The sequence below is a fragment of the Kitasatospora sp. NPDC098652 genome, assembly GCF_044760155.1.
Taxonomy (GTDB): Bacteria; Actinomycetota; Actinomycetes; order Streptomycetales; family Streptomycetaceae; genus Kitasatospora.
Genome location: NZ_JBIWAQ010000036.1, coordinates 1 through 22,947 on the forward strand (window position 1 = coordinate 1; position 22,947 = coordinate 22,947).

Annotated in this window: 22 protein-coding genes; 15 read left to right on the plus strand and 7 right to left on the minus strand. The window is 73.7% G+C overall.

Annotated features, from left to right (window positions below):
- The first annotated feature begins 147 nt into the window (after nt 1–147).
- A complete protein-coding gene (locus ACIQWA_RS38520; RefSeq protein ID WP_360231566.1) occupies nt 148–948 on the plus strand; it encodes an NAD(P)-dependent oxidoreductase in 801 nt (266 codons plus the stop codon).
- A 31-nt stretch (nt 949–979) separates the two neighbouring features.
- Nucleotides 980–1,654: a hypothetical protein gene (locus tag ACIQWA_RS38525; protein ID WP_402491173.1), complete on the plus strand. Its 675-nt coding sequence runs from the start codon at nt 980–982 to the stop codon at nt 1,652–1,654.
- On the opposite strand, the gene ACIQWA_RS38530 is transcribed toward ACIQWA_RS38525, so the two are convergent.
- The 3 genes from ACIQWA_RS38530 to ACIQWA_RS38540 form a co-directional block, all read right to left on the minus strand.
- Nucleotides 1,561–1,929 carry an alpha/beta fold hydrolase gene (locus ACIQWA_RS38530; RefSeq protein WP_402491175.1) on the minus strand — a complete coding sequence of 123 codons (369 nt, stop codon included), beginning with the start codon at nt 1,927–1,929 and terminating at the stop codon, nt 1,561–1,563. The genes ACIQWA_RS38525 and ACIQWA_RS38530 overlap by 94 nt on opposite strands.
- A gap of 27 nt (nt 1,930–1,956) precedes the next feature.
- Nucleotides 1,957–3,690: a putative Ig domain-containing protein gene (locus ACIQWA_RS38535; RefSeq protein WP_402491178.1), complete on the minus strand. Its 1,734-nt coding sequence runs from the start codon at nt 3,688–3,690 to the stop codon at nt 1,957–1,959.
- Nucleotides 3,691–4,006: 316 nt separating this feature from the next.
- Nucleotides 4,007–5,206 carry a M20 family metallopeptidase gene (locus ACIQWA_RS38540; protein WP_402491281.1) on the minus strand — a complete coding sequence of 400 codons (1,200 nt, stop codon included), beginning with the start codon at nt 5,204–5,206 and terminating at the stop codon, nt 4,007–4,009.
- 268 nt (nt 5,207–5,474) lie between these two features.
- Here ACIQWA_RS38540 and ACIQWA_RS38545 point away from each other — a divergent pair, with 268 nt between their 5' ends.
- From ACIQWA_RS38545 to ACIQWA_RS38565, 5 genes are all read left to right on the plus strand, one after another.
- Nucleotides 5,475–5,801, plus strand: coding sequence for a PadR family transcriptional regulator (locus tag ACIQWA_RS38545; protein WP_360231557.1), 327 nt, complete (start codon nt 5,475–5,477; stop codon nt 5,799–5,801).
- Nucleotides 5,798–6,691: a hypothetical protein gene (locus ACIQWA_RS38550; RefSeq protein ID WP_402491181.1), complete on the plus strand. Its 894-nt coding sequence runs from the start codon at nt 5,798–5,800 to the stop codon at nt 6,689–6,691. Before ACIQWA_RS38545 ends, ACIQWA_RS38550 begins: the two co-directional genes overlap by 4 nt.
- Before the next feature lie 156 nt (nt 6,692–6,847).
- Entirely contained in the window at nt 6,848–7,732 is an 885-nt protein-coding gene (locus ACIQWA_RS38555) for a DUF4184 family protein (protein WP_402491184.1), read from the plus strand.
- A 636-nt stretch (nt 7,733–8,368) separates the two neighbouring features.
- On the plus strand, nt 8,369–8,590 hold the full coding sequence (locus ACIQWA_RS38560; protein ID WP_360231548.1) for a hypothetical protein: 222 nt from the start codon (nt 8,369–8,371) through the stop codon (nt 8,588–8,590).
- A gap of 9 nt (nt 8,591–8,599) precedes the next feature.
- Nucleotides 8,600–11,437, plus strand: coding sequence for a hypothetical protein (locus ACIQWA_RS38565; protein ID WP_402491188.1), 2,838 nt, complete (start codon nt 8,600–8,602; stop codon nt 11,435–11,437).
- A gap of 44 nt (nt 11,438–11,481) precedes the next feature.
- On the opposite strand, the gene ACIQWA_RS38570 is transcribed toward ACIQWA_RS38565, so the two are convergent.
- Nucleotides 11,482–12,981, minus strand: coding sequence for a DUF2079 domain-containing protein (locus tag ACIQWA_RS38570; protein ID WP_402491191.1), 1,500 nt, complete (start codon nt 12,979–12,981; stop codon nt 11,482–11,484).
- Between the two features lie 129 nt (nt 12,982–13,110).
- Between ACIQWA_RS38570 and ACIQWA_RS38575 the strand changes: the two genes are divergently transcribed.
- The 5 genes from ACIQWA_RS38575 to ACIQWA_RS38595 all read left to right on the plus strand — a co-directional run bounded on the left by ACIQWA_RS38575 (nt 13,111) and on the right by ACIQWA_RS38595 (nt 17,121).
- Nucleotides 13,111–13,788, plus strand: coding sequence for a response regulator transcription factor (locus ACIQWA_RS38575; RefSeq protein ID WP_402491194.1), 678 nt, complete (start codon nt 13,111–13,113; stop codon nt 13,786–13,788).
- A complete protein-coding gene (locus ACIQWA_RS38580) occupies nt 13,778–15,409 on the plus strand; it encodes a sensor histidine kinase (RefSeq protein WP_402491197.1) in 1,632 nt (543 codons plus the stop codon). The genes ACIQWA_RS38575 and ACIQWA_RS38580 overlap by 11 nt, the downstream gene beginning before the upstream one ends.
- Nucleotides 15,410–15,577: 168 nt before the next feature.
- Nucleotides 15,578–16,006 carry a hypothetical protein gene (locus tag ACIQWA_RS38585; protein WP_402491200.1) on the plus strand — a complete coding sequence of 143 codons (429 nt, stop codon included), beginning with the start codon at nt 15,578–15,580 and terminating at the stop codon, nt 16,004–16,006.
- A 204-nt stretch (nt 16,007–16,210) separates the two neighbouring features.
- The gene (locus tag ACIQWA_RS38590) at nt 16,211–16,705 is read left to right on the plus strand and encodes a ricin-type beta-trefoil lectin domain protein (protein WP_402491202.1); all 495 of its coding nucleotides are present in this window, start codon (nt 16,211–16,213) and stop codon (nt 16,703–16,705) included.
- Between the two features lie 50 nt (nt 16,706–16,755).
- Nucleotides 16,756–17,121 carry a hypothetical protein gene (locus ACIQWA_RS38595; protein WP_402491205.1) on the plus strand — a complete coding sequence of 122 codons (366 nt, stop codon included), beginning with the start codon at nt 16,756–16,758 and terminating at the stop codon, nt 17,119–17,121.
- 101 nt (nt 17,122–17,222) lie between these two features.
- Here ACIQWA_RS38595 and ACIQWA_RS38600 read toward each other — a convergent pair whose 3' ends face one another.
- Complete coding sequence (locus ACIQWA_RS38600) at nt 17,223–17,789, minus strand: hypothetical protein (RefSeq protein ID WP_402491208.1); 567 nt, start codon at nt 17,787–17,789, stop codon at nt 17,223–17,225.
- A 235-nt stretch (nt 17,790–18,024) separates the two neighbouring features.
- Nucleotides 18,025–18,462, minus strand: a complete 438-nt coding sequence (locus ACIQWA_RS38605) for a PPOX class F420-dependent oxidoreductase (protein WP_402491211.1) — start codon at nt 18,460–18,462, stop codon at nt 18,025–18,027.
- Between the two features lie 300 nt (nt 18,463–18,762).
- On the opposite strand from ACIQWA_RS38605, the gene ACIQWA_RS38610 reads away from it, so the two are divergent.
- On the plus strand, nt 18,763–18,975 hold the full coding sequence (locus ACIQWA_RS38610) for a hypothetical protein (protein ID WP_402491213.1): 213 nt from the start codon (nt 18,763–18,765) through the stop codon (nt 18,973–18,975).
- A gap of 222 nt (nt 18,976–19,197) precedes the next feature.
- Nucleotides 19,198–21,036: a glycoside hydrolase family 15 protein gene (locus tag ACIQWA_RS38615; RefSeq protein ID WP_402491216.1), complete on the plus strand. Its 1,839-nt coding sequence runs from the start codon at nt 19,198–19,200 to the stop codon at nt 21,034–21,036.
- Between the two features lie 45 nt (nt 21,037–21,081).
- Here the strand turns inward: ACIQWA_RS38615 and ACIQWA_RS38620 are convergent, their stop codons facing one another.
- On the minus strand, nt 21,082–21,999 hold the full coding sequence (locus tag ACIQWA_RS38620; RefSeq protein WP_402491219.1) for a GNAT family N-acetyltransferase: 918 nt from the start codon (nt 21,997–21,999) through the stop codon (nt 21,082–21,084).
- Between the two features lie 352 nt (nt 22,000–22,351).
- Here ACIQWA_RS38620 and ACIQWA_RS38625 point away from each other — a divergent pair, with 352 nt between their 5' ends.
- On the plus strand, nt 22,352–22,933 hold the full coding sequence (locus ACIQWA_RS38625; protein WP_402491222.1) for a pyridoxamine 5'-phosphate oxidase family protein: 582 nt from the start codon (nt 22,352–22,354) through the stop codon (nt 22,931–22,933).
- Nucleotides 22,934–22,947 lie beyond the last annotated feature (14 nt).

A 22,947-nucleotide genomic window follows, 5' to 3' on the forward strand; every position in this document is an offset into this window, starting at 1 on the left:
GGCCCCCCGGGGGGGCCGCCCCCCCGGGCCCCCCGGGGGGCGCGCGGCGCGCCGCGGGGGGGGGGGGGGGGGGGGGGCGCCGCCCGCGCCGCCCCCCCCCCCCCCCCCCCCCCCCCCCCCCCGCGACGAGGAACCCAGGGGGAACGAATGACGGTCAACCAGCCCGGTCAGGTCCTGATCACCGGAGCCGCCGGCCGGATGGGCAGCTGCCTGCGGGAGTTGCTGCCCGGGTACGGCCACCGGCTGCGCAGCTTCGACCGGCTGCCCGTGCCCGGCGAGCCCGGGGCCGTCACCGCCGACCTGCTGGACGTCGAGGCGCTGGCGGCGGCGATGGACGGGGTCGACGCCGTGGTCCACCTGGCCGGGATCCCGGGGGAGGCGCCGTTCGCCGACATCCTGGCCGCCAACATCGAGGGCACCTACCGGCTGTACGACGCGGCCCGGGCGGCCGGCGTCCGCCGGATCGTGTACGCCAGCAGCAACCACGCGACGGGCTTCACCGAGCGGCCCGCCGACGGCGGCACCGTGCCGGTGGACGCGCCGCAGCGGCCCGACACGTACTACGGGGTCTCCAAGTGCTTCGGCGAGAGCCTCGCCTCGCTGTACGCCGACCGGCACGGCATCGAGACCGTCTCCCTGCGCATCGGCTCCTTCACCGACCGGCCCCGCAGCATCCGGATGCTCGCCACCTGGCTCAGCCCCGGTGACTGGGCCCGCCTCGCGCACGCCGCACTCACCGGCCCGGTCACCGGCCACACCGTGGCCTACGGGATCTCCGCCAACACCCGCGCCTGGTGGGACCTCTCGACGGCCCGGGCGCTCGGCTACGAGCCGCAGGACGACGCCGAGCCCTTCGCCGCCGAACTGATCGCCGAACTGGGCGAGTTGTCCCCGGAGGACCCGGAACACCGCTACCTCGGTGGCCGCTTCACCCAGGCCGGGCGATGACGGCCGCCCCGGGCATGGAAGACTCGGCCGGATGATCGTGATGCAGCCCGTCCTGGAGGCGCGCCCCCTGGACGACTTCGACCTCTGGCCCGTCGCCGACACCGGGTCCACCGAGTTCCTCGCCCTCGACGGCGGGCTGTCGCCCGCCGAGGTCGGGACGGCCGTGCTGCTGGTCGCCCGCTGCAACGGCAGCGGTCCCGACCTCGATCCCGAGGGCGAGCGGCCGCCCCGGCCGGCCGACCCGCTGGGCTCCTTCCTGTACGGACTGCTGACCGTCGAGGACGTGTACGCGGCGGGCGGGCTGCGGGTCACCGACCGGGCCACCGGCATCGTGTTCCAGCCCGGCTGCTGCGACGGCCTGGAGGACTGGCGGGACTGGCACGGGCTGGCGGAGCACGGCGGGCTGGTCGGCTACGGGCACGAGCCGGTCTCCCCGGTCGCGGAGCGGTTCGGCAGCACCGTCCGGCTCACGGTCAACGCCGACGAGCCCGACAGTCCGGTGATCGTGCTGCCCGTCGTGGACCTGGGTGGGCTGCTCGCCGGGGTCGAACGGGATCTGGCCGACTTCCTCGGGCTGGCCGCCGACTGGGCCCGGCAGTACCTGCCGCCCGTTCATCGGGCCCCCGTCACCGCCGCCCTCGCCCGGGCCCTCGACCTGCCTGTGACGAGCGTGCCGACCGTGCCGGGCTCGCCGCCGGAGGGGTAGGCCGGCGGCTCGCGCTGCTCCGGCTGCCTGAGCAGGAAGTCGTGGACCGCCTGCCGTCCGACCGGGTCGGCCGCCCGGTTCTGCACCGAGTGCGCCGCCCCGGGGACGATCACGATCTCCGGGTCGTGCGCCAACTGGGCCTGTTCGTAGAGCAGTTCGTACGGGGTGGCGATGTCCCGATCGCCGCCGAGCAGCAGCACCGGTGACGGTGTGCACCCGGGGGCGGTGTGCGACCAACAGGCCTGGCAGTGGGGCGCGCCGGTCGCCCTCCCCATCCGGCGGGGAGGGCGACCGGTCGTGGCTCAGGAGACGTTGACGGCGGTGTCGTCGAGGACGAAGGAGGTCTGCTTGGTGTAGTCCTCGGCGCCGGAGAACTTGAGGGTCACGCTCTGGCCGGCGTAGCCGGACAGGTTGAAGCTGTGCTGCTGGTAGCCGGTGGCCGCGTTGACGTTGGAGTAGGTCGCCAGGGTGGTCCCGTTGGCGGTCACGGTCAGCTTGTCGAAGGCGGTGGTGCTGCTGGCGGCGGTGTCGATGTGCAGCCAGAAGCTGAACGTGTAGCTGCTGCAGCCGGCCGGGAGGGTCACGGTCTGGGCGAGGGTGTCGGTGTTGGTGCTGCCGTACCCGTCGAGCCAGGCGTCGTAGCTGCCGGAGCGCGGCGGCTCGCTGGAGCTGCTGTTGATGGTGCTGGTGCCGCTGGTGTTGGTCTCCGTCCAGCCGGTCGTCGAACCGGCCTCGAAGCCGGGGTTGGTGAGCAGCTGGGCGGCGGTGCAGCCGGTGCCGCCGCCGGTGGGCTGGACGGTCCAGGTGAAGGTGACGGAGGAGGACGGGCCGGTGGAGTCGGTCGCGGTGGCCGTCACGGAGTACGTCCCGGCGGTGGTCGGCGTGCCGCTGATCAGGCCGGTCGTGGCGTTGACGCTCAGGCCGGCGGGCAGGCCGGAGGCGCTGAAGCCCAGGGTGCCCCCGGCGGTGTCGGTGGCGGAGAGCTGGAGGCTGGTGGAGGTGCCGGCGGTGGCGGTGCGGGCGCCGGGGTTGGTGAGGGTGACGCCGCCGGTGGTGCTGCCGCTGCCGCCGGCGGCGAGCCAGGCGGTGGCGTTGAGGCCGAGGGCGGCGTCGGTGCCGGCCGGGTCGTTCCAGCCGTTGTAGACGGTCTTGCCGGGCTCGCCGGTGCCGTCGTCGATGGCGGAGCTGTCGCCCCAGATGGCGACCCGGCCCTTGCCGAAGCTGCTGGTGGCGAAGAAGGCGCCGGTGGTGCCGGAGTAGCCGGTCCGGTAGACGATGCCCTTGACGGCGGGGTTGTCGGCCGGCTTGAGGGTGAAGGTGGTGCCGTTGCGGATGATGCTGCCGGTGACGGTGCCGAAGGGGCCGTGCAGGACGGGGTCGGTGGCGTCGTTGACGGCGGTCGGGTTGTCGGTCTGGATGTTGAGCAGGTCGACGGAGAGCCCGAACGGGTCCTTGCTGTTGACCGAGTTGGTGGTCATCAGGTCGTTGATGACGGCGGGGGAGTCCCAGCCGTCGTTGTTGCGGTCGCTCTGCGTGTGGTCCGAGATCAGGAACAGGCCGCCGCCGTTCTGGACGAACGTCATGACCGCGGTCTTCTCGGCGTCGCTGAGCCGGACGTTGGGCTCGGGCAGGACGAACTCGTCGAAGTTGGCGAGGTCCAGCGCGCCACCGGTGCCGTAGGTGATGGTGGAGCCACTCGGCAGGGTCTTGAGGCTGTACTGGCCGGTCTTCTGGAGGGCGACGCCCCAGCTGGAGATGGCGCCGGTCCAGTCGGTCTCGGACTGCGGGGCGGCGTTCTCGGCGAGCGGGTCCGGCTGGCTGGTGCTGATGATCCAGTCCGCATTGCCGGCGGTCTCCGCCTTGCTGTTGTCGAACAGGACGCGGTGCTGGGTGGTGGTCGCGGAGGTGGTGGCCGTCCTCGCGGCCGCGGTGGTGGCTGCGGCGGCCGGGTGGGGGGCGGTGCTCGCGACGGCGAGCACGGTCAGGACGGCGGCGCCCAGGGCGAGCGGGCGTGTCGCGTTGACGCGTCTGAGCATGGGTCAAGTCCCTTGGCTTGTGGGGATGCAGGGGAGAGCTACGCGCGTAGGCGCAGTGGCACCGTCCCATGATGGGGTAATCGGAGCTTGAACGGAACGCGACGAAACGGCTCATCAGTGCGCCGTCGGGCCTTTCGGCGGAAGTCTGCACAGCTGCGACACGGCTGGGCCACCGGACCTCCGCGCCCGGGGCGCGGCCCTTGCCGAAGCCTTTAACGAGGGCTCAGGCAAGGGCCGCGGGGACGGGGCCCTGGCGGGCGGCGCGGGACTCCGGTGAGCGGAGTCGCTACCCCCGGAGTCGCCACCCCCGGAGTCGCTACCCCCGGGCCAACCGCCCCAGGGCCAGGCCCGCCAGCAGTGCGGCGCCGTCGCCGAGCACGCCGTCGTCGAACTCGGCCTCCGGGGAGTGGTTGTAGGGCGCGGTGAACGGGTCGCGCCCGTCGGCCGGGACGGCGCCGAGCAGCAGGTACGCCGACGGGACCAGCTCGCCCAGCACGCCGAAGTCCTCCGAGCCGGCGATCGGCTGGGGCATCTCCAGGTACCGACCCGACCCGAACAGCCGGGCCGCCAGGCCGGACGCGAACTCCGTCTCCACCGGGTCGTTGACGGTCACCGGGTAGCCGGGCTCCACCTCGGCCACCACCTCCAGTCCGTGGGCCGCCGCGATCCCGTGCACCACCCGCAGGGCCTCGGTGCACACCAGCTCGCGCGAACGCCGCGAGACGGAGCGGATGGTGGCCTCGAAGCGCGCCTCGTCGGGGATCACGTTGGCCGCCGTACCGGCGCCGAGCGTGCCCACGGTGAGCACCACCGGGTCGAAGGCGTCGATCCGGCGGGTCACCATCGACTGGAGCGCCAGGACCGTTTCGCAGAGCGCCGGGACGGGGTCGAGCGCCGAGTGCGGGCTGGAGCCGTGCCCGCCGCGCCCGCGCAGGGTGGCCCGGAGGGTGTCGGAGGCGGCGAGCACCGGCCCGGGACGGGTGGCGACCACCCCGTTGGGCAGGATGGCGGCGGCCACGTGCAGGGCGTAGGCGGCCACCACCCGTTCCCCGGCCGCGTCCAGCACGCCCGCCTCGACCATCAGCCGGGCGCCGTCCGCCCCCTCCTCGCCCGGCTGGAACATCAGGACCACGTTCCCGGCCAGCTCCGCGCGTCGCTCGCACAGCAGCCGGGCCGCGCCGACCAGCGCGGCCATGTGCAGGTCGTGCCCGCAGGCGTGCATCACGCCGGGGGCCTCGGAGGCGTACGGCAGCTCGGTGCCCTCCTGCACCGGCAGCGCGTCCATGTCGGCCCGCAGCAGCACGTTCGGGCCCGGTCGGCCGCCGCGCAGGACGGCGGTGATCGAGCTCAGTCCCTTGCCGAGGGAGATTTCCAGGGGGAGGCCGTCGAGCGCGGCGAGCAGCCGGGCCTGGGTCCGGGGGAGGTCCAGTTCGAGTTCCGGATGGCGGTGCAACTCCCGTCGGAGTAGCGCGAGTTCGGGTTGCAGACGAGCGGCCGAGCGAAGTAGTTCGGACAGGTCGAGCCGCTCCCACGGTGCGGCGGGCGCGCCGGGGGCGGCGCTGGGCAGGTCGGACACGGGGACCTCCAGGGGTGGACGGACCCGGGGGAGCCCGGGGCGGCTGGTGCCATGATCGGAGGTTGCCCACCCCGGTCCGGCCCGGCACACAGGACGGCCGGGAATCCGCTCCGGACGCCACGGGAAACGCTCCGGGGCGCGGCCGACCTCCGGGTTCGTTGAGATGGTCCGACGGAGTGACTATCTTCATGGGGTGAGTGAGCGTGTGATGCAAGAACCCACCGTGATGGTCCTGACCGCCCTCGCGGACGCCCCCCGGCACGGCTACGCCATCGCCCAGGAGATCAAGGCGATGACGGACGGCCGGGTCGCCCTGCGTACCGGGGCGCTGTACGGGGCCCTGGACCGCCTGCTGGCCGACGGCCTGATCGAGGTCGAACGCGAGGAGGTCGTCGACGGCCGGGCCCGACGGATCTTCACCCTCTCCCCGTCCGGCCGCGAGCGGCTGGCCGCGGAGGCCGAACGGCTGGCCGCGACGGCCCGGGAGGCCACCCGCCGGCTGTCCGCCGCCCGCCCGGCGGCGACCGGCACATGATCGACCACCTGTTGCGCCTCTACCCCGCCGCCTACCGGCGCGCCCACGGCGCGGAGATCGCCGCGACCTACCGTGAGATGACCGCCGGAGAACCGCTGGGCACGCGCCTGCGGGACGCGGCGGAACTGGCGGGGCACGCGCTGCGGCTGCGCGCGGGGCTGGGGCCGGGCTCCGCCGCCGCGCGGGTGCTCGGGACGGCGTACCCGCTCGTCCTGGCCGCCTCGGCCGCCGCCTGCGGACTGCACCTGCTGCGCTGGTACGCCGGCGTGGCCGCCTCACCGGCCCCCTTGGGGCTGCAGCTCCGGTCCGACCTGTCCGGGCTGTGGGGCGCGTTGCTGGTCTCCTCGCTGCTGGTGTTCGCGGGGGCGGCGGCCGCCCTGGCCGGACGGTGGCGGGCGGGCGTGCCCTGCACCGTGGCCGGGCTGCTCTCCTTCGCCGCGGCCGCCGTGGCCAGCGGTCCGGCGTTCGGCGACCCGGTCGCCGGCCCGGCCGCCGCCGTGCTGGCGGCGGCCGCGCTGCTCGGCTGCCCGCCGGACCGGCGTACGGAGGCCCTGGCGGCCGGCCGGGCGGGCACCGCCGGGGTGGCGGTCGCGCTGGTGCTGGTACCCCTGGCGGCGGTGGCCGCGCACGCCGTGCCCTGGGTCAGCACCGACTACGGGTGCTGGCCGTTGCTGGTGCTCGCCGCGGCCGCGGCGGTGACGGCCTGGCGCAACGGCTCCCGGGGCACCCGCGAACTGGCCGCGCTGGCCCTGGCCTCCCCGCCGTTGCTCGCCCAGGCCGGCACGGTGGCCTGGGGTGACCGCACCGCGCTCGCAGCCCTGGCGACCGTCCTGACGGCAGCCCTGGCGGCCGTCCCGCTCGCCGGGCGCCTGGGCCGGGCCTCGCGCTGAACGATCCGACCCCGCCGAGCGGCCGGTAGGACCCGTACCGGCCGAGCAGCGGGGTTCGTCGCGCTCGTATTACTCCGTTTGACGTAGCATTCCGTTCAACGGACTATTGGGCCGTCGGCTCCACCGGATCCGGCGGGCCCGCGCGAGAGGATGCCCATGCCGTTCACCCTGTCCCACCCGGCAGCCGTCCTGCCCCTGCTGCGCACGCCGTTCAGCCGGGCCGCGCTGGTGGCCGGGGCCGTCGCGCCGGACCTGCCGTACTTCCTGGTCGCCACCGGACTGCCGGTCAGCGCCCAGTCCTGGTACGAGCCCTTCGCCAACGCCACCACCACCCACACCCTGCCCGGCGCCCTCACCGTCGGCCTGCCGTACACCCTCGCGCTGTGGGCGCTCCTGCTGGCCGGGCGGCGGCCGCTCGCCGCGCTGCTGCCGCTTCCGTCGCCCACGGCGCCGACGGTCGGAGCGCCCGGTACGGCCGGAACGCCTGGTGCACCCGGTACGGCCGGGGCGGTGGCGCGGCGGGCCGGGTGGGTCCTGCTGTCCGCACTGATCGGCCTCGCCACCCACCTGGTCTGGGACTCCTTCACCCACTTCGACGGCTTCGTGGTCACCCGCGCGCCCTGGCTGAACACCACCCTGGCCGGCAGCCTCAGCTGGGCGCGGGCCCTGCAGCACGCCAGCACCATCGGCGGCCTGGCCGCCATCGCCGTCTTCGGCTGGCGCCGACGGGCCCGGCTGCGCACCAACGGCGGCCTGGCCGCCATCGCGGGCCGGCGCCGCCACGTCCTGCTCGCGCTGGCCCTGTGCACGGCCACCGGGGCCGTCGCGCACGCCTGGTGGTGGCTGGCCGGCCCGCAGGCGGTGGCCGGCGGGCGGCCGCTGGACGCCCTGCTCGAAGGCGTGCTCTCCGACGCGGCGAAGGGCGCGGGCGCGGGCCTGATCGCCGCGCTCCTGCTGTACACCGCCGCCTGGTGGGCCCGCCACGCGGCCGTCGCGCTGCGCGGCCGCACGGGCGCCGCACAGGCCGGTACCACGGCCTGACCGCGGTGGGCCGTCGTGCCGCCCGACGGGTCGGCAACTCCCGCCTGCCAGGCAGGACTTCGCTGCCGTTCGACGTTTCGGGGGCGCCCACCGGGCGCCCCCGAAGGGCCGGACGCTGGGTCCGGACGGTGGCCGGCTCCGCTGCATCGGAGGGCGGCCGTGGTCCCTGGGTGTCGATTGCTCGCGACCGGGACATCGGGTTCAAGGCTGGCGGGGAGCGCGGCCGGAACGCCCAGTTGCGTGCTGCGGAGCCGGACGGAGCGGTGGCGGCGGCGATGGAACCGGCCGGGTCGGCGGCGGATGACCTGGGCCTTTTCCCGTTCCGCCGGGCGAGATTGTTGCGGCGGGTTCCGGACTGCTGCGCAAGAAATACCGGGAGTGGCGTTCGTCGGGGAGGAAAACCCGGACATGGGCGCGATCCGGCGTGTGCGGGGGCGCTCACAGTGGCCGCGAGCTGCGGATACCTCCGTTGATCATGCGATGTTCTTTCAGAGAGGAATGCCGGTTGGGCCGTTCGGGGAAATCGCGGGGCTCGTCTTACCCGAGAATGAACGCCGGGTGCTGGGCGGGAGCTGCAATCTCCGGCCCGGGTCTTCACGACTCGATTGAACGTCATTTCGATTTTAGGGACTTCGTATGAGTGTGCCGCGTCCGCGGCGGACGGCGGCGGGCAGCAGTGTGCTGCCCGTTCCGGTCGTCGTCCTGGCGTTGGGTGTCCTGACCGCGGTCGTCGTTCTCGCCCTGGCCGGGGTGTCCACCGAGACGATCATCGCCCTGTCGAGCGCAGCGGTCTTCGCCGCGGCCGAGCTGACCAGAAGGCTGGTCGCCGCCGTCGCCCGCGGACGCCGGCGCAGGTGAGCGTGCGGTATGGGACGGCACAAGAAGGCGGTGCCGGACGGTGCGTTCGCGAAACGGCTCGCCGTCTACCTGCGCGGCCTGCGGGAACGCAGCGGCAAGACCTACGAGGCCATGGGACCCTACTCCGTCGCGACCTTCTCGCGCGCGGACTCCGGTGCTTCCAAGCCGAGTTGGCCCGTCGTCGAGGCCTACGTACGGGCCTGCGGCGGACGGCCGTCGGAGCTGCGCAAGGCCGCCCGGCTGTGGCAGGAGACGCCCGCGAGCCAGTCGGCGGCGGACGCCCTGGCCGACGGCGCCGACGCCTGGCCCGAACCGGACGCCCTGGTGGAGCCCCACCAGCTCGGTGAGGCCATGCGGATCGCGCGGAAGGCGTGCGGCGGCCCGTCGCTGCGCGAGCTGGAGGCGCGGGCGGCGCGGCTCGGCGAACAGCTCTCCCGCAGTACGGTCAGCGACGCGCTGCGCTCGCCCGGCGGGCCGCAGTTGCGGACGTTCTGCGCCTTCATGCGGGTGATCGCGGACTATCCGAGGTCACCGGCCGCCGGCTACCCGGCCCGGGTGTGGGCCGAGGCATGGCACCGCGTGCAGGAGGGGAGCGGCAGGGCGGTGCCCGACGTCGGGCCGGGGCATCCGACAGCGGCCCGCGGGCGCGCGCCGTCGGCCGGGGAGGGGCGGCGGCGCCCGCGGTTACTGACCCGTCCGTGGGCGCCACCGGGGCCGCTGCGCGACCTCAAGGACGCCCTGCACGACCTGTACCTCTCGGCCGGCGCGCCGTCCCTGGCCGACATCGCGGGCGCCGTCCGGCTGGACGACTCGCTCGCCGCCGCACCGGAGCGGGACAGCATCCGCCGGCTGCTGCGCTCGCCCCAGCTGCCGCCCAACCCGCACGACGCGGTGGCGGTGGCGTCGGTGCTGGCCCGGATGGCGGGGGTCGGGGCGGGGGAGGCCGCCCTGCGCGCCCGGAACCTGTGGATCGCGGCGGCGGCGGAGCCCCCGTACGGGCACGCCGTCGCGGACCTGCTCGATCCGATCGCCCTCGGGGTCCGTCCGACCTTCGCGTTCCCGGACATGCCCGACACCCTGCCGACCCTGACCCCGTACGTGGACCGGCTGCACGACCGGGCGCTGCTGGACGTGGTGCGGATGGGGGTCGGCGGGCACAGCGGCATCGTCATCGCGCGCGGTGAACCGTCGACCGGCAAGACGCGCAGCTGCTGGGAGGCCGTGCGGTCGCTGCCCGCCGACTGGCGGCTGTGGTACCCGGCCAACCCCTCCGACACCGGGCAGGTGCTCCAGGCACTGGCGGGGGCCGGGCCCAGGACGGTGGTGTGGCTGGACCGGATCGACCGCTACCTGGACACCGCCCAGGGGGTGACGGCCCAGCGGATCCACGACGAGATCAGGCAGGCGCTGTCCGACACCCGCCGCGCCCCGGTCCTGGTGATCGGGACGGTCTGCGACTCCGCCCGGATGCTGACGGGGGAGGGGAGCGAGGACCCCCCGAACGCCGCCGCCCTGATGCTGATCGAGGAGGCGGGCGTCAACGTCCCCAACTCCCTGACGGGCAGTGAGCTGCTCGGGCTGGCCGCGCTGGCGCACCGGGACCCCCGGCTGTCGCTGGCCCAGGCCACCGCCAAGGAGACGGCCGTGCAGTTCCTGGCCAGCAACCACGGCGCCCACCCGGTGGTCAACGCGTACTCCTTCCACACGGCCGTGACCACGAGGGACACCGACACGCTCGTGGTGGGGGCGCGGCTCCTGCACGAGACCGGTCGGCCGCGGGAGGCGGTGGCCTGGTACCAGGCCGCGGCGGAGGCCGGCGACAGCCAGGCCGTCCGGTCGGCGGCGAGCCTGCTCAGCGAGAGCGGCGACCTGGCCGAGGCGATCTCCTGGCTGCGCGAACGCGCCGACGCCGGCGACACCCACGCCGCCCTGGAGGCGGCCCGCCAGCTGGAGCACGACGGGCAGGACGAGGAGGCGATCACCCTCTACCAGCGCGCCGCCCAGACGGGTGGCAAGAGCCAGGCGCTGCGCTCGGCGGCGGCGGTGCTGCGCCGCCACGGCCGGGCGCCCGAGGCCCTGGCGTGGTTGCAGGGCCGGGCGCGGGACGGCGACGAGAAGGCGCACCGCGAGGCCGCCCACCTGCGCTGGACCACCGGTGACCGGGAGGGCGGACTGCGCTCCTACGAGGAGGCGGTGGCGGCCGGCGACACCACCGCGCTGCGCGAGGCGGCGGAGCACCTGCAGGCCGCGGACCGGGTCGAGGAGGCGATCGACTGGTACCGGCGCGCCGTGCGCGGCGGGGACAAGGTGGCCCTGCGGCCGCTGGCCGACCTGTTGAAGGCCGAGGGCGACCTCGACGGCGCCCTGCCGTACTACCTGCGGGCGGCGGAGCTGTCCGACGTGCTGGCCATGCACCAGGCGGCCGCGCTCTACCGGTTGGGGAAGCAGCCGGCCCGGGCGTTGCACTGGTACCGGGAGGCCTCCCGGCACGGGGACGACTCCGCGCTGCTGCACATCGCCGCCCTCCACCAGGAGGCCGGACGGATCGACACCGCGCTGACCTGGTACGCGAGGGCGGCCGACAGCCGGATCCGGGACGCCTACCGGGAGGCCGTCTGGATGCTCTGGGACGCGGGGCGGCTCGACGACGCCTACGCGTGGCTGGCGGGCCGGGTCGACAACGGCGACCGCCGGGCGCTGCGCGAGCTGGGCGACCTGCTCCGCGAGGCCGGCCGGCTCCCGGAGGCGCTGGCCTGGTACCGGCGGTCCGCGGAGCTCGGCAGCAGGTACTCCCTCCGGCACGTGGCCCGACTGGAGGCCCGGCTGGGCAACCCGCCGGTCCGGTGATTCTCGGCCACGCCGCGGCCGGATTCCCCTGCGAACCCCACGAGTTACTTCACCTGCGAACGGTGCAAGGGCATCGCGTACTGGCCGGGCACGGGCATCGGCCACGTGCCGGGCAAGGGCATGGCCTGGCGGGACGTATCCGCGCCGGTGGCGGGCTGTGCGGGCCCCTGCCAGCGGTACACCGACACCCCGGCTCCCTGGGCCACCCGCCGGTAGCCGCCGCCGTCGACCAGCCGGGCCAGGAACCGCCGCTGCTCCTCCTCCGGCACCGGGAAGTCCTCCAGCGCGTCCCGCACCGCCACCCAGTCCGCCACGGGCCGTCCCCAGTCGTCAGGACCGCCCGGCGGCGTCAGGTACGGGAACAGCGACACCGTGCAACGCCCGGTCAGCTGCGGCGCCAGGTGGTTGCCGGCGGCGACCCGGGCGCCGTCCGGGACGACCGCCAGCACCGCGCGCACCCGCGCCGCCCGTCCGTCCCCCCGCCAGGTGTGCGCCGACAGCAGGTCCGCCACCGGACCGGGCGTGGTCAGCGCCACCGTGACCGCGAGCATCCCCACCGCCACCACCGGCCCCCGGCCCGGGCGCGGCCGGAGGCACAGCGGCCGCAGCAGCGCGGCCCCGTGCAGGCCGGCCGTGAACAGCAGCGGCACCAGCACCGCGTCGTAGTGCTGCCCCGTCCGCCAGTACACCGGATTGTCCACCCAGAACCGGGCGGCCAGCAGCACGGCGGGAAGCAGCACCAGCGGCGAGCGCAGCGCCAGCAGCAGGGTCGGCGCCAGCAACAGCAGGACGGTCTGCCCCTTGACCGCCGGCAGCAGCAGCCGGGCCAGCGGGTTCACGCCGTCGAACTCGCCCATGTGCGCGTACGTGTACTCGCCGCCCGGGTTGAGCGCCGGGATCACCACCAGGGTGACCAGCAGCCCGACCGCCACCGCCACCAGCACGGTGACCGTCCCCAGCCGGCGCCTTCCCCGCCACCACACGTAGGCGCCGACCACCGCGACGAGCAGCCCCTGGTCCTCCTTGACCAGCAGCAGCGGCAGCGCCCACGCCACCGCCGGGCCGTACCGCTCCCGGGCCAGCGCCACCGCCGCGGCCGCCGCGAGCGGCACCGCGAAGGCCACCTCGTGGAAGTCGAACACCACCGCGCTCTGCAGCCCCGCCGACAGCCCGTACGCGACCCCGGCGAGCGCCCCGCCCGCCGTCCCCAGCACCCGCGCCGCGTACGCCGTCACCGGCACCGCGGACAGCGCCACCAGCACCGCCTGCGCCACCAACAGCGTCCCGGCGCCGGGCCAGAGCCGGTAGAACGGCGCCAGCAGCGCCAGCACCGGACTGAAGTGGTCGCCCAGGAGGTTGAAGCCCGCGCCCTTGAGCGCGACCACCGGCGCTTCGAGCCGGGAGTAAGCGCGCACCGCCTCCTCGAAGATGCCCAGATCGAACCCCACACTCTCCAACCGGCCGTGCCGGGTGAGCGAGACGGCCGCGTACAGCGGGGCGAACAGGGCGGCCACCGACCACGGCAGCACACGTCGGATATCCATGCCCCGGACGCTAGGAATTCCCCGCTGAAGGGAAACTGAGGAAAGCTGAGGAAAACTTCAGCCCGGATATCCCGGGCAAGCCGGTCAACGCCGTTGCGGGAAACCAGGATTCCCCTAAGGTTGGTCGACATGCGGCTACTGATCGTCGAGGACGAGGAACGGCTCGCACAGTCCCTCAGGCAGGGGCTGGCGGCCGAAGGGTACGCGGTCGACCTGGCCGCCGACGGTATCCGAGGGCTCGAACTCGCCCGCACCGAACCCTATTCGGTGATCGTGCTCGATCTGATGCTGCCCGGCCTCAACGGCTTCAAGGTCTGCCGCGAACTGCGCGCCGCCGGGAATTCCGTACCGATTCTGATGCTCACCGCGAAGAACGGCGAGTACGACGAGGCCGAGGCGCTGGACTGCGGCGCCGACGACTTCCTCAGCAAACCGTTCTCCTACGTCGTACTGACCGCCCGGCTGCGCGCCCTGCTGCGCCGCGGCGCCACCGCCCGCCCGCCGGTGCTCGCCGTCGGAGCGCTGCGGATCGACCCGGCGGCCCGCCGCTGCACCGCCGCCGACCGGCAAGTCCGGCTCACCACCAAGGAGTTCGCCGTACTGGAGTGCCTGGCCGGCCGACCCGGCGACGTGGTCCCCAAAGGCGGCATCCTGGACACCGTCTGGGACGCCGCCTTCCGCGGCGACGTGAACATCGTCGAGGTCTACATCGCCGCCCTTCGGCGAAAACTGGACGTGCCCGGCATCGGCTGCCGCATCGAGACGGTGCGCGGCGCCGGATACCGGTTGGTCCCCGATGCGCGCTGACCGCCTCCGTCCGCTGCTGCGCCCCTGGCACCGGTCCTCGCTCCGCGTCCGCGCCGCCCTCGGCGCCGCCCTCGCCTCGGCGGTGGCCTTCTCGGTGGCCGCCCTCTGGGTCGGCGGCGCGGTCCACGACCAGTGGACGGCGGTCGCCGAGGAACAGGCCCGGAACAGCGCCCGGCTCGTCACCGACGACATACCCACCGGCTCCCAGGTCTGGGACGCGACCCTGAAGGAGTCGTTCCTGCTGGTGCTGGCCGACGGCCGGCCGGCCTTCCCGCTCGCCCCCGACGGCCAGGGCAGCATCACCGTCCACCGCGGCAGGACCGGGACCGCGGCCAACACCCTGCTGGGCGAGTACGCGGGCCTGCCGCCCCAGCCCTTCGCCGCCCTCCCGCCCTACCCCCAGGACGTCGCCCCCGCGCGCACCGAGCGGGTCCGGGTCGCCCTGCCCGGCCACACCCGGCTGTGGCACCGGCCGGAGAACGGCCCCTCCCTCACCGGCCGGGATGTCGCCCTGATCAAGCGGGTCACCGACCCGGCCACCTCCGAGGCCCTGCGACGGTACACCGGCATCGAGGGCCTGCCGGACCAGCGCGTCACCGTCTACGTGCTGGTCAACCCCACCGTCGCCGACCAGGCCGAGGACCGGGTCACCGGCATCCTCGCCCGCTACGTGCTGCCCGGCGCCACCCTGTTCACCGCCCTGACCGCCTGGCTGGTCACCGGCCTGGCGCTGCGGCCGGTGGAGTCGATCCGCCGGGGCATGGCCCGGATCGGCGCAGGCGCCTTCCACGAGCGGGTCCCGGTGCCGCCCTCGCGGGACGCCATCGCCCGGCTGGCCGAGACCACCAACACCACCCTCGGCCGCCTCGAACACGCGATCGACGAGCAGCGCCGACTGGTCTCGGACGCCTCGCACGAGCTGCGCAGCCCGCTGGCCGCGCTGCGTAGCTCGCTGGAGGTCCCGCTGGCCCACCCCGCGGGCGTGGAGTGGCCGCAGGTGGTCCGCGACGCGCTCGCCGACACCGAGCGGCTGCAGCGGCTCACCGACGACCTGCTGCTGCTCGCCGCCGTCGAGGAACCCGACGGACCGCTCGCCGGCGAACCCGTGGACCTCGCCGACCTGGTCGGCGAACAGGTCGCCGAGCGCACCCACCTGTCGGCCGGCCGACCGGCCTTCCTCGCCGTCTCCCTGGAACCCGCACCCGTCCCCGGCGGCGAGCTGCGGCTGGGCCGGCTGGTGCGGAACCTGCTCGACAACGCCGCCCGGCACGCCCGTACCGCCGTCGCCGTCTCGGTGACCGCCGAGGACGGGCTCGCCGTGCTGACCGTCACGGACGACGGCCCGGGCATCCCTCCGGAGGACCGGGAGCGGGTCTTCGACCGGTTCGTCCGGCTGGACGACGCCCGCTCCCGCGACGCCGGCGGCACCGGTCTGGGCCTCGCCCTGGTCCGCGCGATCGCCCGCGGCGTCGGCGGCACCATCGCCTTCACCGACCCGCCGTCGCCCGGCCCGGGCGCCCGCGCGGTGGTCCGTCTCCCGCTCGCCCTTGGGGACGAACCCGCACCGCGTGAACCCGCACCGCGTGAACCCGTCGCGCGTGAATCCGGTCCAGCGGCCTGATACCTCTCCTCCTGGATGCCGCCCGAGTCCGTGATCACAAGAGCCGGTCCAGACGCGGTCCGACGTTCTCGCGCCGGTGCAGTGCCAGCACGATCGGCGGGGCGTCGTGCGGCAGGAGCTGCTTCTGGGACGTGTATCGGAAGCGAGCAGTGCGCATAGGGTGTCGGCATGTCGCTGAGCCACATAGTCCTCTCGTCCGGTCGTTCGATCGAGCTCACTCACCTGCGGATGTCGTCGACCTACGGCGGATTCCTGGAGGGCTATCCATGCAAGCCCGTCAACGACATGACGGTCAGCGGCCTCCAGCGGGAGGCCGAACACGCGTTTTCCACGCCGGTCCATCTCGTTCCGCCCTGCCGCGAGTACCCGGACCAGACCGCCGGTGCCTTCGGCCCTGTTGAGGTGCTGCCCAAGGTGGCTTGCATAGGCCTCTTCCGCTCGGCAGCGGTCGCTCCTGAGCTCAACCCGGTGCTGCACCGTTCCGCCCTCACCGTGGTCTGGTTCCAGCCTGTCCTGGATGTCCCGTCAGGTGAGAACGCTGGTCCTGAGCTTCGTAGCATTCGCTGGGAGGAGCTGGCCCAGGATTACGAGCTCTGACGACGCGTAGTGATCACAGCCACTCGTCGATGGCTGCGATGAGGACGGTTGTTTCGTAGCGGACCGCGAGAGCGCGCTGACGGCCTCCCCCCAGCGGAAGTGTCGGGTCAACGTCGGGTGAACGTCGTGGTCGGGCGGGACGGGCCGCGGTGAGGATGGACCCCGCGCCGACGACGGCGATCCCTACCGACTGGGGGGCAACGAATGAGGTACCGGTACACGGCCGTGCTCGGCCTGGCGGCCGCGCTCGTCACGGTGATCGGCACGTCGGGAACGGCGAACGCCTACTACAACCAGGACAACCTGGTCATCGGCAGTGTCCAGTTCATCGACCACCACCTCGGGAGCGTGTACGGCAGCTACGAGCTGAGCTCGACCACCTACAGCACCGGCGCGGCCAACCTCCGCTGGAAGGTCGCGTCCGCCGCGCCCGACACGGGCTACCCGAACGTCCAGCTCCGCAACGACAGCAGCGGCCGCTGCATGCGGGCCATGAGCGCCGGCACGGTGCAGATGAAGTCGTGCGACGACAAGGACCCGTACCAGATCTGGGCGATGACCAACGGTGCGTACGGCACCCAGTTCTTCAACTTCGCCGTGCGCTCCTGCCTGGACAACGGCAACAACAGCCCCTACCTCTTCCACGAGGAGGGCTGCAACACCAACAACCCGTACCAGAGCTGGTACCTGACGCAGTAGAGCGCGGGCCGGGACCGGAGAGCAACCACCGACAACACCAGGAGACACCGATGATCACGAAGCGCACCGCCGTCCGCCTCGGCGCCGTCGCCACCGTCGCCGCGGTCGGCTTGGGCCTCAGCACGGGGATCGCGTCGGCGAACACCACCTACCCGGCCAACGTTCCCGGCTGCGCCGGGGGCATGGTGGTCTCGTTCTACAGCGGGCACGACCACGTACAGGGCTACGCCACCTCCACCGGGGGAAACGCCTGCAGCGTGGTCCTCCAGCAGTCCAACGGCGGGAGCTCGAGCAACTGGACCAACATCCCCCACGACACGGCCTGGACCGACACCCTCCTGGACGCCGGGATCACCTCGTACGTCGTGGTGTGCAACGGCGACACCGGCCGGTGTGCCACCAGCGCCTCGTACTGACGGGCGCCGCCGGTCCCGGCCCGGCCCCCGAGCGGGGGTCAGGACGGGACCGGTGCCGGTTCCGACCGCTCGGCCCACGGGGCCGGGCGGTCGGCCGCGATTCACCTCGTGATGTCGCCGTCCGGCAGGTCCTGGACGGTGACCTTCCCGCGCGGCTGGCCCAGCAGGCGGGCCACCGCGTCGCCGATCCCCTGCGCGTCGCCGGTCGGTCCGGGCGGGGCCGTGTCGGTGTACCGCTCGATGGCCTTCCGGAAGTACGAGGGGTTCCAGGCCCCGACGGCCCCGCTGACATCGACGGCCTGCACCGGCCGGTGGCCGACGGCCCGCCTGATGGCGGGGAGGATCTCGTCCGAGCTGTACTTCCCCGGGACCTGGAACAGGCTCGCATGGCCGCCGACCTTGCCGCCGTCCCGCAGCAGGACGGTGACGACCAGGCAGCTGGTCACCGACGGGTAGGTGATCGTCCCGCGCGGCCCCACCTCGCCGACCTCGCCCTCCGTGATCCGGACATCGGCCGGCTCGGCGGCGGGCCGGACCACCGCGCCCGACCCGAGCGGGGCCGCTGACGCCCGGTCACCCCCGCCGGTCGCGCCGACCGCCAGCACCAGCGCTGCTCCGAGGACCAGCCCCGCCCTCGCCACGCCCCGCCCGGACATCACCAACGTCATGACCCCACATCACATCCCAGAGAACCGGCCCGCGCACACCTGCGCACACCTGCGCACACCCGCGCAATGCACGCGGCCACACATGCTCCCGAGTACGAACGATCACGTCAACTCGATGCCCCGAGGCTCATCCTCTCGGGCAGTGGCCGGGACGGCCGGGCGGCGGCCACCACCTGTCCCGGCACCTGTCCCGGCACCCGTCCCGGCGCCAGTGCTGCCGCTGACGCGGGCAAGGTCAGTCGGCGGCCCGGGCGGCGGCCGGCAGCGGTTCGACCCCGACGACCCGGCGGATCCGGGTGGGCTCGATGAACACGGTGACCCGCCGCTCGCCGGGGATGCGCCAGCCGTACTCCTCGACGCCGAGGTACTTGTGGGCGAGTCGGTCCATCTGCCGGTCGGCCTGCTCGCCGGTCACGAACTCGACCGCCCGGCCGTGGATCTGGACGCGGTCGTAGGGATCGGCCGGGTCGGAGCCGGAGAGGCAGACCCGGGGGTCGTGCCGCAGGTTGCGCTCCTTGATCCGACCGATGGAGGTGTTGAAGTACACCCGCTCACCCTCCAGGCCGACCCACATCGGCGTGACGTGCGGGGCGCCGTCCACCCCGCTCGTCGCCACGAACCAGATCCACGGCTGCGCCAGCCGCGCCCGGAGGTCCTCGGTCCAGATGCCCACCGGCCGTCCTCTCACGTCGTTCCGCGGCGGTCCCCGACGGACACCGCCCACCTGATGCCGCCTCAGCGTAGCGAGCCGCCCGTAGCGGAGTAGGAAGTCGACCGGGCCGACTTCCTACTCCGCTACGGGCCGCACCGTGTGGCCCGGTTGCGTGGCCCCGGAAGGCATCCGCCGAGACCAGCTGGGAACCTGACCCCGACCCCGACCCCGACCCCGGGGACTTCGCCGAGAGCGCACGGATTACGCCGTTCGGGTGAGCGCGGGGTTCGGTGGGGCGGCCCGGTGGGCAGAGCCTGCGACATGACGACACCCGGAACCAGCCGCCGCCACCGCCGCCGTTCCACCGCGCCCGCGTCCGCCGCCCAGGCCCGGTCCGTGCGGCAGCCGGTTCCGGCTCCACCGGGCGGCCGGTGCTGCCGTACCTGGTCCAGCGAACACCTCACCCGGAGCGGCCGGGCCGTCCGCACCACCTGGCACGAGCCCGCCTGCCCGTCCTGGCACACCGGCCCGTGACGGACGGTGGCCGTGCCGGGGGAGCGGCGACCGGTGCGTCGCAGTTGGTGACCGGGCGGGCGCCGGACCTGATCGGCGGCACGACGGGGACGCCGCCGCTGCCTGGCCCGGCTGCCGGGCGGACCCCCGGCCCGCCGCGCCGAACGCCCGGGCGATCTACCCTGAGAGGCGAGGTCTGCTGAGGCCCGTACCTTCCCTCGCTGAAACGGTAGGGAGGCCGGCATGGAGTTCGGGACCGGATCCGTAGGAGGGGGCGGGGGCGGAGCGCGCTATCTGCCGATCGCCGAGCACGGGTTGATCGGTGACCTCCGCACCGCCGCCCTGGTGGGGACGGACGGCACCATCGACTGGTACTGCTGCCCGCGGTTCGACGCGCCCAGTGTGTTCGGGTCCATCCTGGACGCCGAGCGGGGCGGGTCGTTCGAGCTGGCCGCCGACGTGCCGGCCCGGACGCGGCAGTTCTACTTCCCCGACACCAATGTGCTGATCACGCGGTTCTACGCGGCCGACGGCGTGGCGGAGATCCAGGACTTCATGCCGGTCGTCGACGAGTCCCGCGAGGCCTCCCGGCACCGGCTGATCCGGCGGGTGGTGTGCGTGCGGGGGACGCTGCCGTTCGCGGCGCGGATCGCACCCCGCTTCGGTTACGGAGCGGAGCCGCACACGGTGCGGGTGCGGTCCGGCGAGGCGGTCTTCGAGGCCCCGTCGATGGCCCTGGCACTGACGTCGACCGTGCAGCTGGAGGGCGACGGCCGGGACGTCCGCTCGCACTTCAAGCTCCTGGAGGGCGAGTCCGTGGTGTTCGCGCTGGACCGGATCGGCGAGGACGTGCGCCCCCGGGCCTGCCCGCACGCCGAGGCGCAGGCGCAGTTCGAGGCGACCGTCCGGTTCTGGAGCAACTGGCTGAGCCGCTCGCGCTACCGCGGCCGGTGGCGGGAGATGGTGCACCGCTCCGCGCTGGTGTTGAAGCTGCTCACCTACGCGCCGACCGGCGCGATCGTGGCCGCGCCGACGACCAGCCTGCCCGAGCGGGTCGGCGGCGAACGCAACTGGGACTACCGGTACGTGTGGGTGCGCGACGCGGCCTTCTGCGTCTACGCCATGCTCCGCCTGGGCTTCACCTCGGAGGCCGAGTCGTTCATGGGCTTCCTGTCGGAGCAGGGGATCATGCGGGGCGCCGGCCCGTCCGGCCCGCTGCAGATCATGTACGGCATCGACGGGCGCAAGGACCTGCCCGAGTCCGAACTGGACCACCTCGAAGGGCACCTGGGCTCGGCGCCGGTGCGGGTCGGGAACGACGCCACCCACCAGCTCCAACTGGACATCTACGGGGCGCTGATCGACTCCGTCTACCTGTACGACAAGTGGGGGCAGCCGGTCAGCAGCGCCCACTGGGACGAGGTCGGGGCCGTCGTGGACTGGCTCTGCGACCACTGGGACCAGCCCGACGAGGGCATCTGGGAGACCAGGGGCGGCCGACGGGACTTCGTCTACTCGCGGCTGATGTGCTGGGTGGCGATCGAGCGGGCGATCCGGATGGCCAACCGTCGCGGCCTGCCCGCGGACCTCGGCCGCTGGCTGCGGAACCGGGACGCGATCTACCGGCAGATCATGCGGGAGGGCTGGTCCGCCGAACGCGGGGCGTTCGTCCAGTCCCTGGGCGCCGACGTGCTGGACGCCTCGGTGCTGATGATGCCGATGGCCAAGTTCGTCTCGCCCACCGACCCCAAGTGGCTGGCGACCCTGGACGCGCTCACCCGGGACCTGGTCTCCGACTCGCTGGTCTACCGCTACGACCCGGCGGCCAGCCCGGACGGCCTGCACGGCACCGAGGGCACCTTCTCGATCTGCTCCTTCTGGTACGTCGAGGCGCTCACCCGGGCCGGCCGCCTGGAGGAGGCCCGGCTGGCCTTCGAGAAGATGCTCACCTACGGCAACCACCTCGGCCTCTACGCCGAGGAGATCGGCCGCACCGGCGAGCAACTCGGCAACTTCCCCCAGGCGTTCACCCACCTCTCACTGATCAGCGCGGCCTTCAACCTCGACCGCGCCCTCGGCTGAGGGCGCGGTCGAGGATCAGGTGAGGGAGGCCGCCCGGTCAGCGCGTCAGGGACGGCTCCGAAGGTCGGCGACCATGGTCAGGGAGCCCTCGCCCTCGCGGGGGCCGTGCGCCAGGAAGCCTTCGCGCTCGTAGAGCCGCAGGGCGGGGTTGGCCCGTTCGACGCTCAGCGAGACGCGGTCGACGCCGGACTCCCGGGCGATCCGCAGCAGGCGCCTGAGCAGTACGGTGCCGACGCCGCGGCCGCGCTCCGCCGCGTGGACGCCGATGCTGAGCTCCGGGACGTCGGGGGCGACGAAGCCGTAGCCGGGTTCGTCCTCGGTGAAGTAGCGCAGCCACGCGGCGCCGACCGGGGCGTCACCGTGGGCCGCCCGGGACGCGACGGCCACCAGGCCCAGGTCGCCGTGTCGGGGCCAGCCCTCCACGTAGCGGGAGTTGGCCGGATCGGACAGCACCGCCTCGGGCGAAAGGCCGTGACCGGGTGCCCAGTTGACCGCGGAGACCAACAGCTCGCGGAGAAGTTCGGCATCGCCGGTGAGCGCGAAGCGGGTGTCGATGTGCGAGGGTGCGCGAAGGGGTTCGAACTCCCGGTCCCGGCCTTCGGGTGCCAGCTGCCGCAGCTGTGCGCCGTGGAACATCCACACCCGGAAGTAGAGGTCGGACTGGTCCTTCACGAACAGCTGGAAGAAGTCGGGCTGTTGCCACGGGATGCGCTCGATGTGGGCGATCAGCCCGGCGAGATCGGCGTGGTTGAGCGCCCCGGCGTAGACCTCACACTCCGGGTACTTGCCGCCGCCCCAGGTCGTGTCGCGGCCGGTGGTCTCCCGGAGCGCGCCGACCCAGCCGACGACGCCGGGGCCGAAGCCGCGCTTCGGGGCGGCGGTCTGCAACCACCGGCTCAGTTCCTCGACCGCCGGGACGTCGTCCATTTCGACGGAGATCATGACGTTCGTTACGTGACTCACCCCGGCATTGAACGCAGATCGATGATCTTCGCGCCAGTGAGTTCCCGCACGATCGGCCCGGTCCGGGGCGCCGGGCGGGGGTGGTGGTGCAGTTCCGGGCACTGAGTGACATGTTCACGACAGTAGCGTGATCTCCCCGTCACTGTACGTGCCAGTAGCGCCATGCTGTTCCTACGGAGACGAACGGGCTGCCGGAGCATTGATGGCCCGCCGTCGCCTCCCGTGACGCGTCCACATGATCGAGTGGTCGTCGTCCCATCCTGCGGGCAAGTGACGCGACGTCCGTCCTGGCCACGGCTGACGAGCAGCTGCTGCAGGTCTCAACGTCCTTATGAGCAAAGGGGATCGATTCATGCTGCCCACCATGTCGCAGAACGCCCGGGAGGCCTTCCTCGCCGACCGCCGAGTCGGGGTGCTGAGCGTCGCGGACCCCAGAGAAGGCGACCGGGCGCCCCTGTGCGTGCCGGTCTGGTACGGCTACGAGCCCGGGGGCGAGATTCTCGTCCAGACGGGGCGCGAGACGGTCAAGGGCCGACTGCTGCGCGCCGCCGGCCGGTTCAGCCTCTGTGTGCAGGACGAGCGGCGGCCCTACCGGTACGTGAGTGTCGAAGGGCCGGTCGTCGCCGTCGAGGACCCGGTGCCGCCGGCCGTCCGGGACGCCCTGGCCCACCGCTACCTGGACCCGGACGAGGCCCGCGGCTACCTCGATGCCACCGCCGACCAGCTCAAGGACGACATCCTGTTCCGGCTGCGCCCGCAGCGCTGGCGGACCGCCGACTTCTCGGCCTTCGCCGCCGACTTCACCGAGCCCGCCCACCCGGCGGCCGACTCCGCCGAACCGCCCCGGCCCGCCGAGCCCATCCGGTCGGCCGAGCTCACACGGCCTGCCGAGCCGACCCGGCCCGCCGAACCCGCCGCCGACAGCGCGGACTGACCTGGCGTGCCGTC

Bases quoted from the DNA above. Each gene is read 5' to 3' on its own strand.
- ACIQWA_RS38530 (WP_402491175.1), bottom strand. From the start codon at position 1,929: ATGGGGAGGGCGACCGGCGCGCCCCACTGCCAGGCCTGTTGGTCGCAC.
- ACIQWA_RS38560 (WP_360231548.1), top strand. From the start codon at position 8,369: ATGAGTGTGCCGCGTCCGCGGCGGACGGCGGCGGGCAGCAGTGTGCTG.
- ACIQWA_RS38590 (WP_402491202.1), top strand. From the start codon at position 16,211: ATGAGGTACCGGTACACGGCCGTGCTCGGCCTGGCGGCCGCGCTCGTC.
- ACIQWA_RS38565 (WP_402491188.1), top strand. From the start codon at position 8,600: ATGGGACGGCACAAGAAGGCGGTGCCGGACGGTGCGTTCGCGAAACGG.
- ACIQWA_RS38585 (WP_402491200.1), top strand. From the start codon at position 15,578: ATGTCGCTGAGCCACATAGTCCTCTCGTCCGGTCGTTCGATCGAGCTC.
- ACIQWA_RS38570 (WP_402491191.1), bottom strand. From the start codon at position 12,981: ATGGATATCCGACGTGTGCTGCCGTGGTCGGTGGCCGCCCTGTTCGCC.
- ACIQWA_RS38550 (WP_402491181.1), top strand. From the start codon at position 5,798: ATGATCGACCACCTGTTGCGCCTCTACCCCGCCGCCTACCGGCGCGCC.
- ACIQWA_RS38555 (WP_402491184.1), top strand. From the start codon at position 6,848: ATGCCGTTCACCCTGTCCCACCCGGCAGCCGTCCTGCCCCTGCTGCGC.
- ACIQWA_RS38545 (WP_360231557.1), top strand. From the start codon at position 5,475: ATGCAAGAACCCACCGTGATGGTCCTGACCGCCCTCGCGGACGCCCCC.
- ACIQWA_RS38525 (WP_402491173.1), top strand. From the start codon at position 980: ATGATCGTGATGCAGCCCGTCCTGGAGGCGCGCCCCCTGGACGACTTC.
- ACIQWA_RS38595 (WP_402491205.1), top strand. From the start codon at position 16,756: ATGATCACGAAGCGCACCGCCGTCCGCCTCGGCGCCGTCGCCACCGTC.
- ACIQWA_RS38615 (WP_402491216.1), top strand. From the start codon at position 19,198: ATGGAGTTCGGGACCGGATCCGTAGGAGGGGGCGGGGGCGGAGCGCGC.
- ACIQWA_RS38625 (WP_402491222.1), top strand. From the start codon at position 22,352: ATGCTGCCCACCATGTCGCAGAACGCCCGGGAGGCCTTCCTCGCCGAC.
- ACIQWA_RS38600 (WP_402491208.1), bottom strand. From the start codon at position 17,789: ATGACGTTGGTGATGTCCGGGCGGGGCGTGGCGAGGGCGGGGCTGGTC.
- ACIQWA_RS38520 (WP_360231566.1), top strand. From the start codon at position 148: ATGACGGTCAACCAGCCCGGTCAGGTCCTGATCACCGGAGCCGCCGGC.
- ACIQWA_RS38610 (WP_402491213.1), top strand. From the start codon at position 18,763: ATGACGACACCCGGAACCAGCCGCCGCCACCGCCGCCGTTCCACCGCG.
- ACIQWA_RS38535 (WP_402491178.1), bottom strand. From the start codon at position 3,690: ATGCTCAGACGCGTCAACGCGACACGCCCGCTCGCCCTGGGCGCCGCC.
- ACIQWA_RS38575 (WP_402491194.1), top strand. From the start codon at position 13,111: ATGCGGCTACTGATCGTCGAGGACGAGGAACGGCTCGCACAGTCCCTC.
- ACIQWA_RS38580 (WP_402491197.1), top strand. From the start codon at position 13,778: ATGCGCGCTGACCGCCTCCGTCCGCTGCTGCGCCCCTGGCACCGGTCC.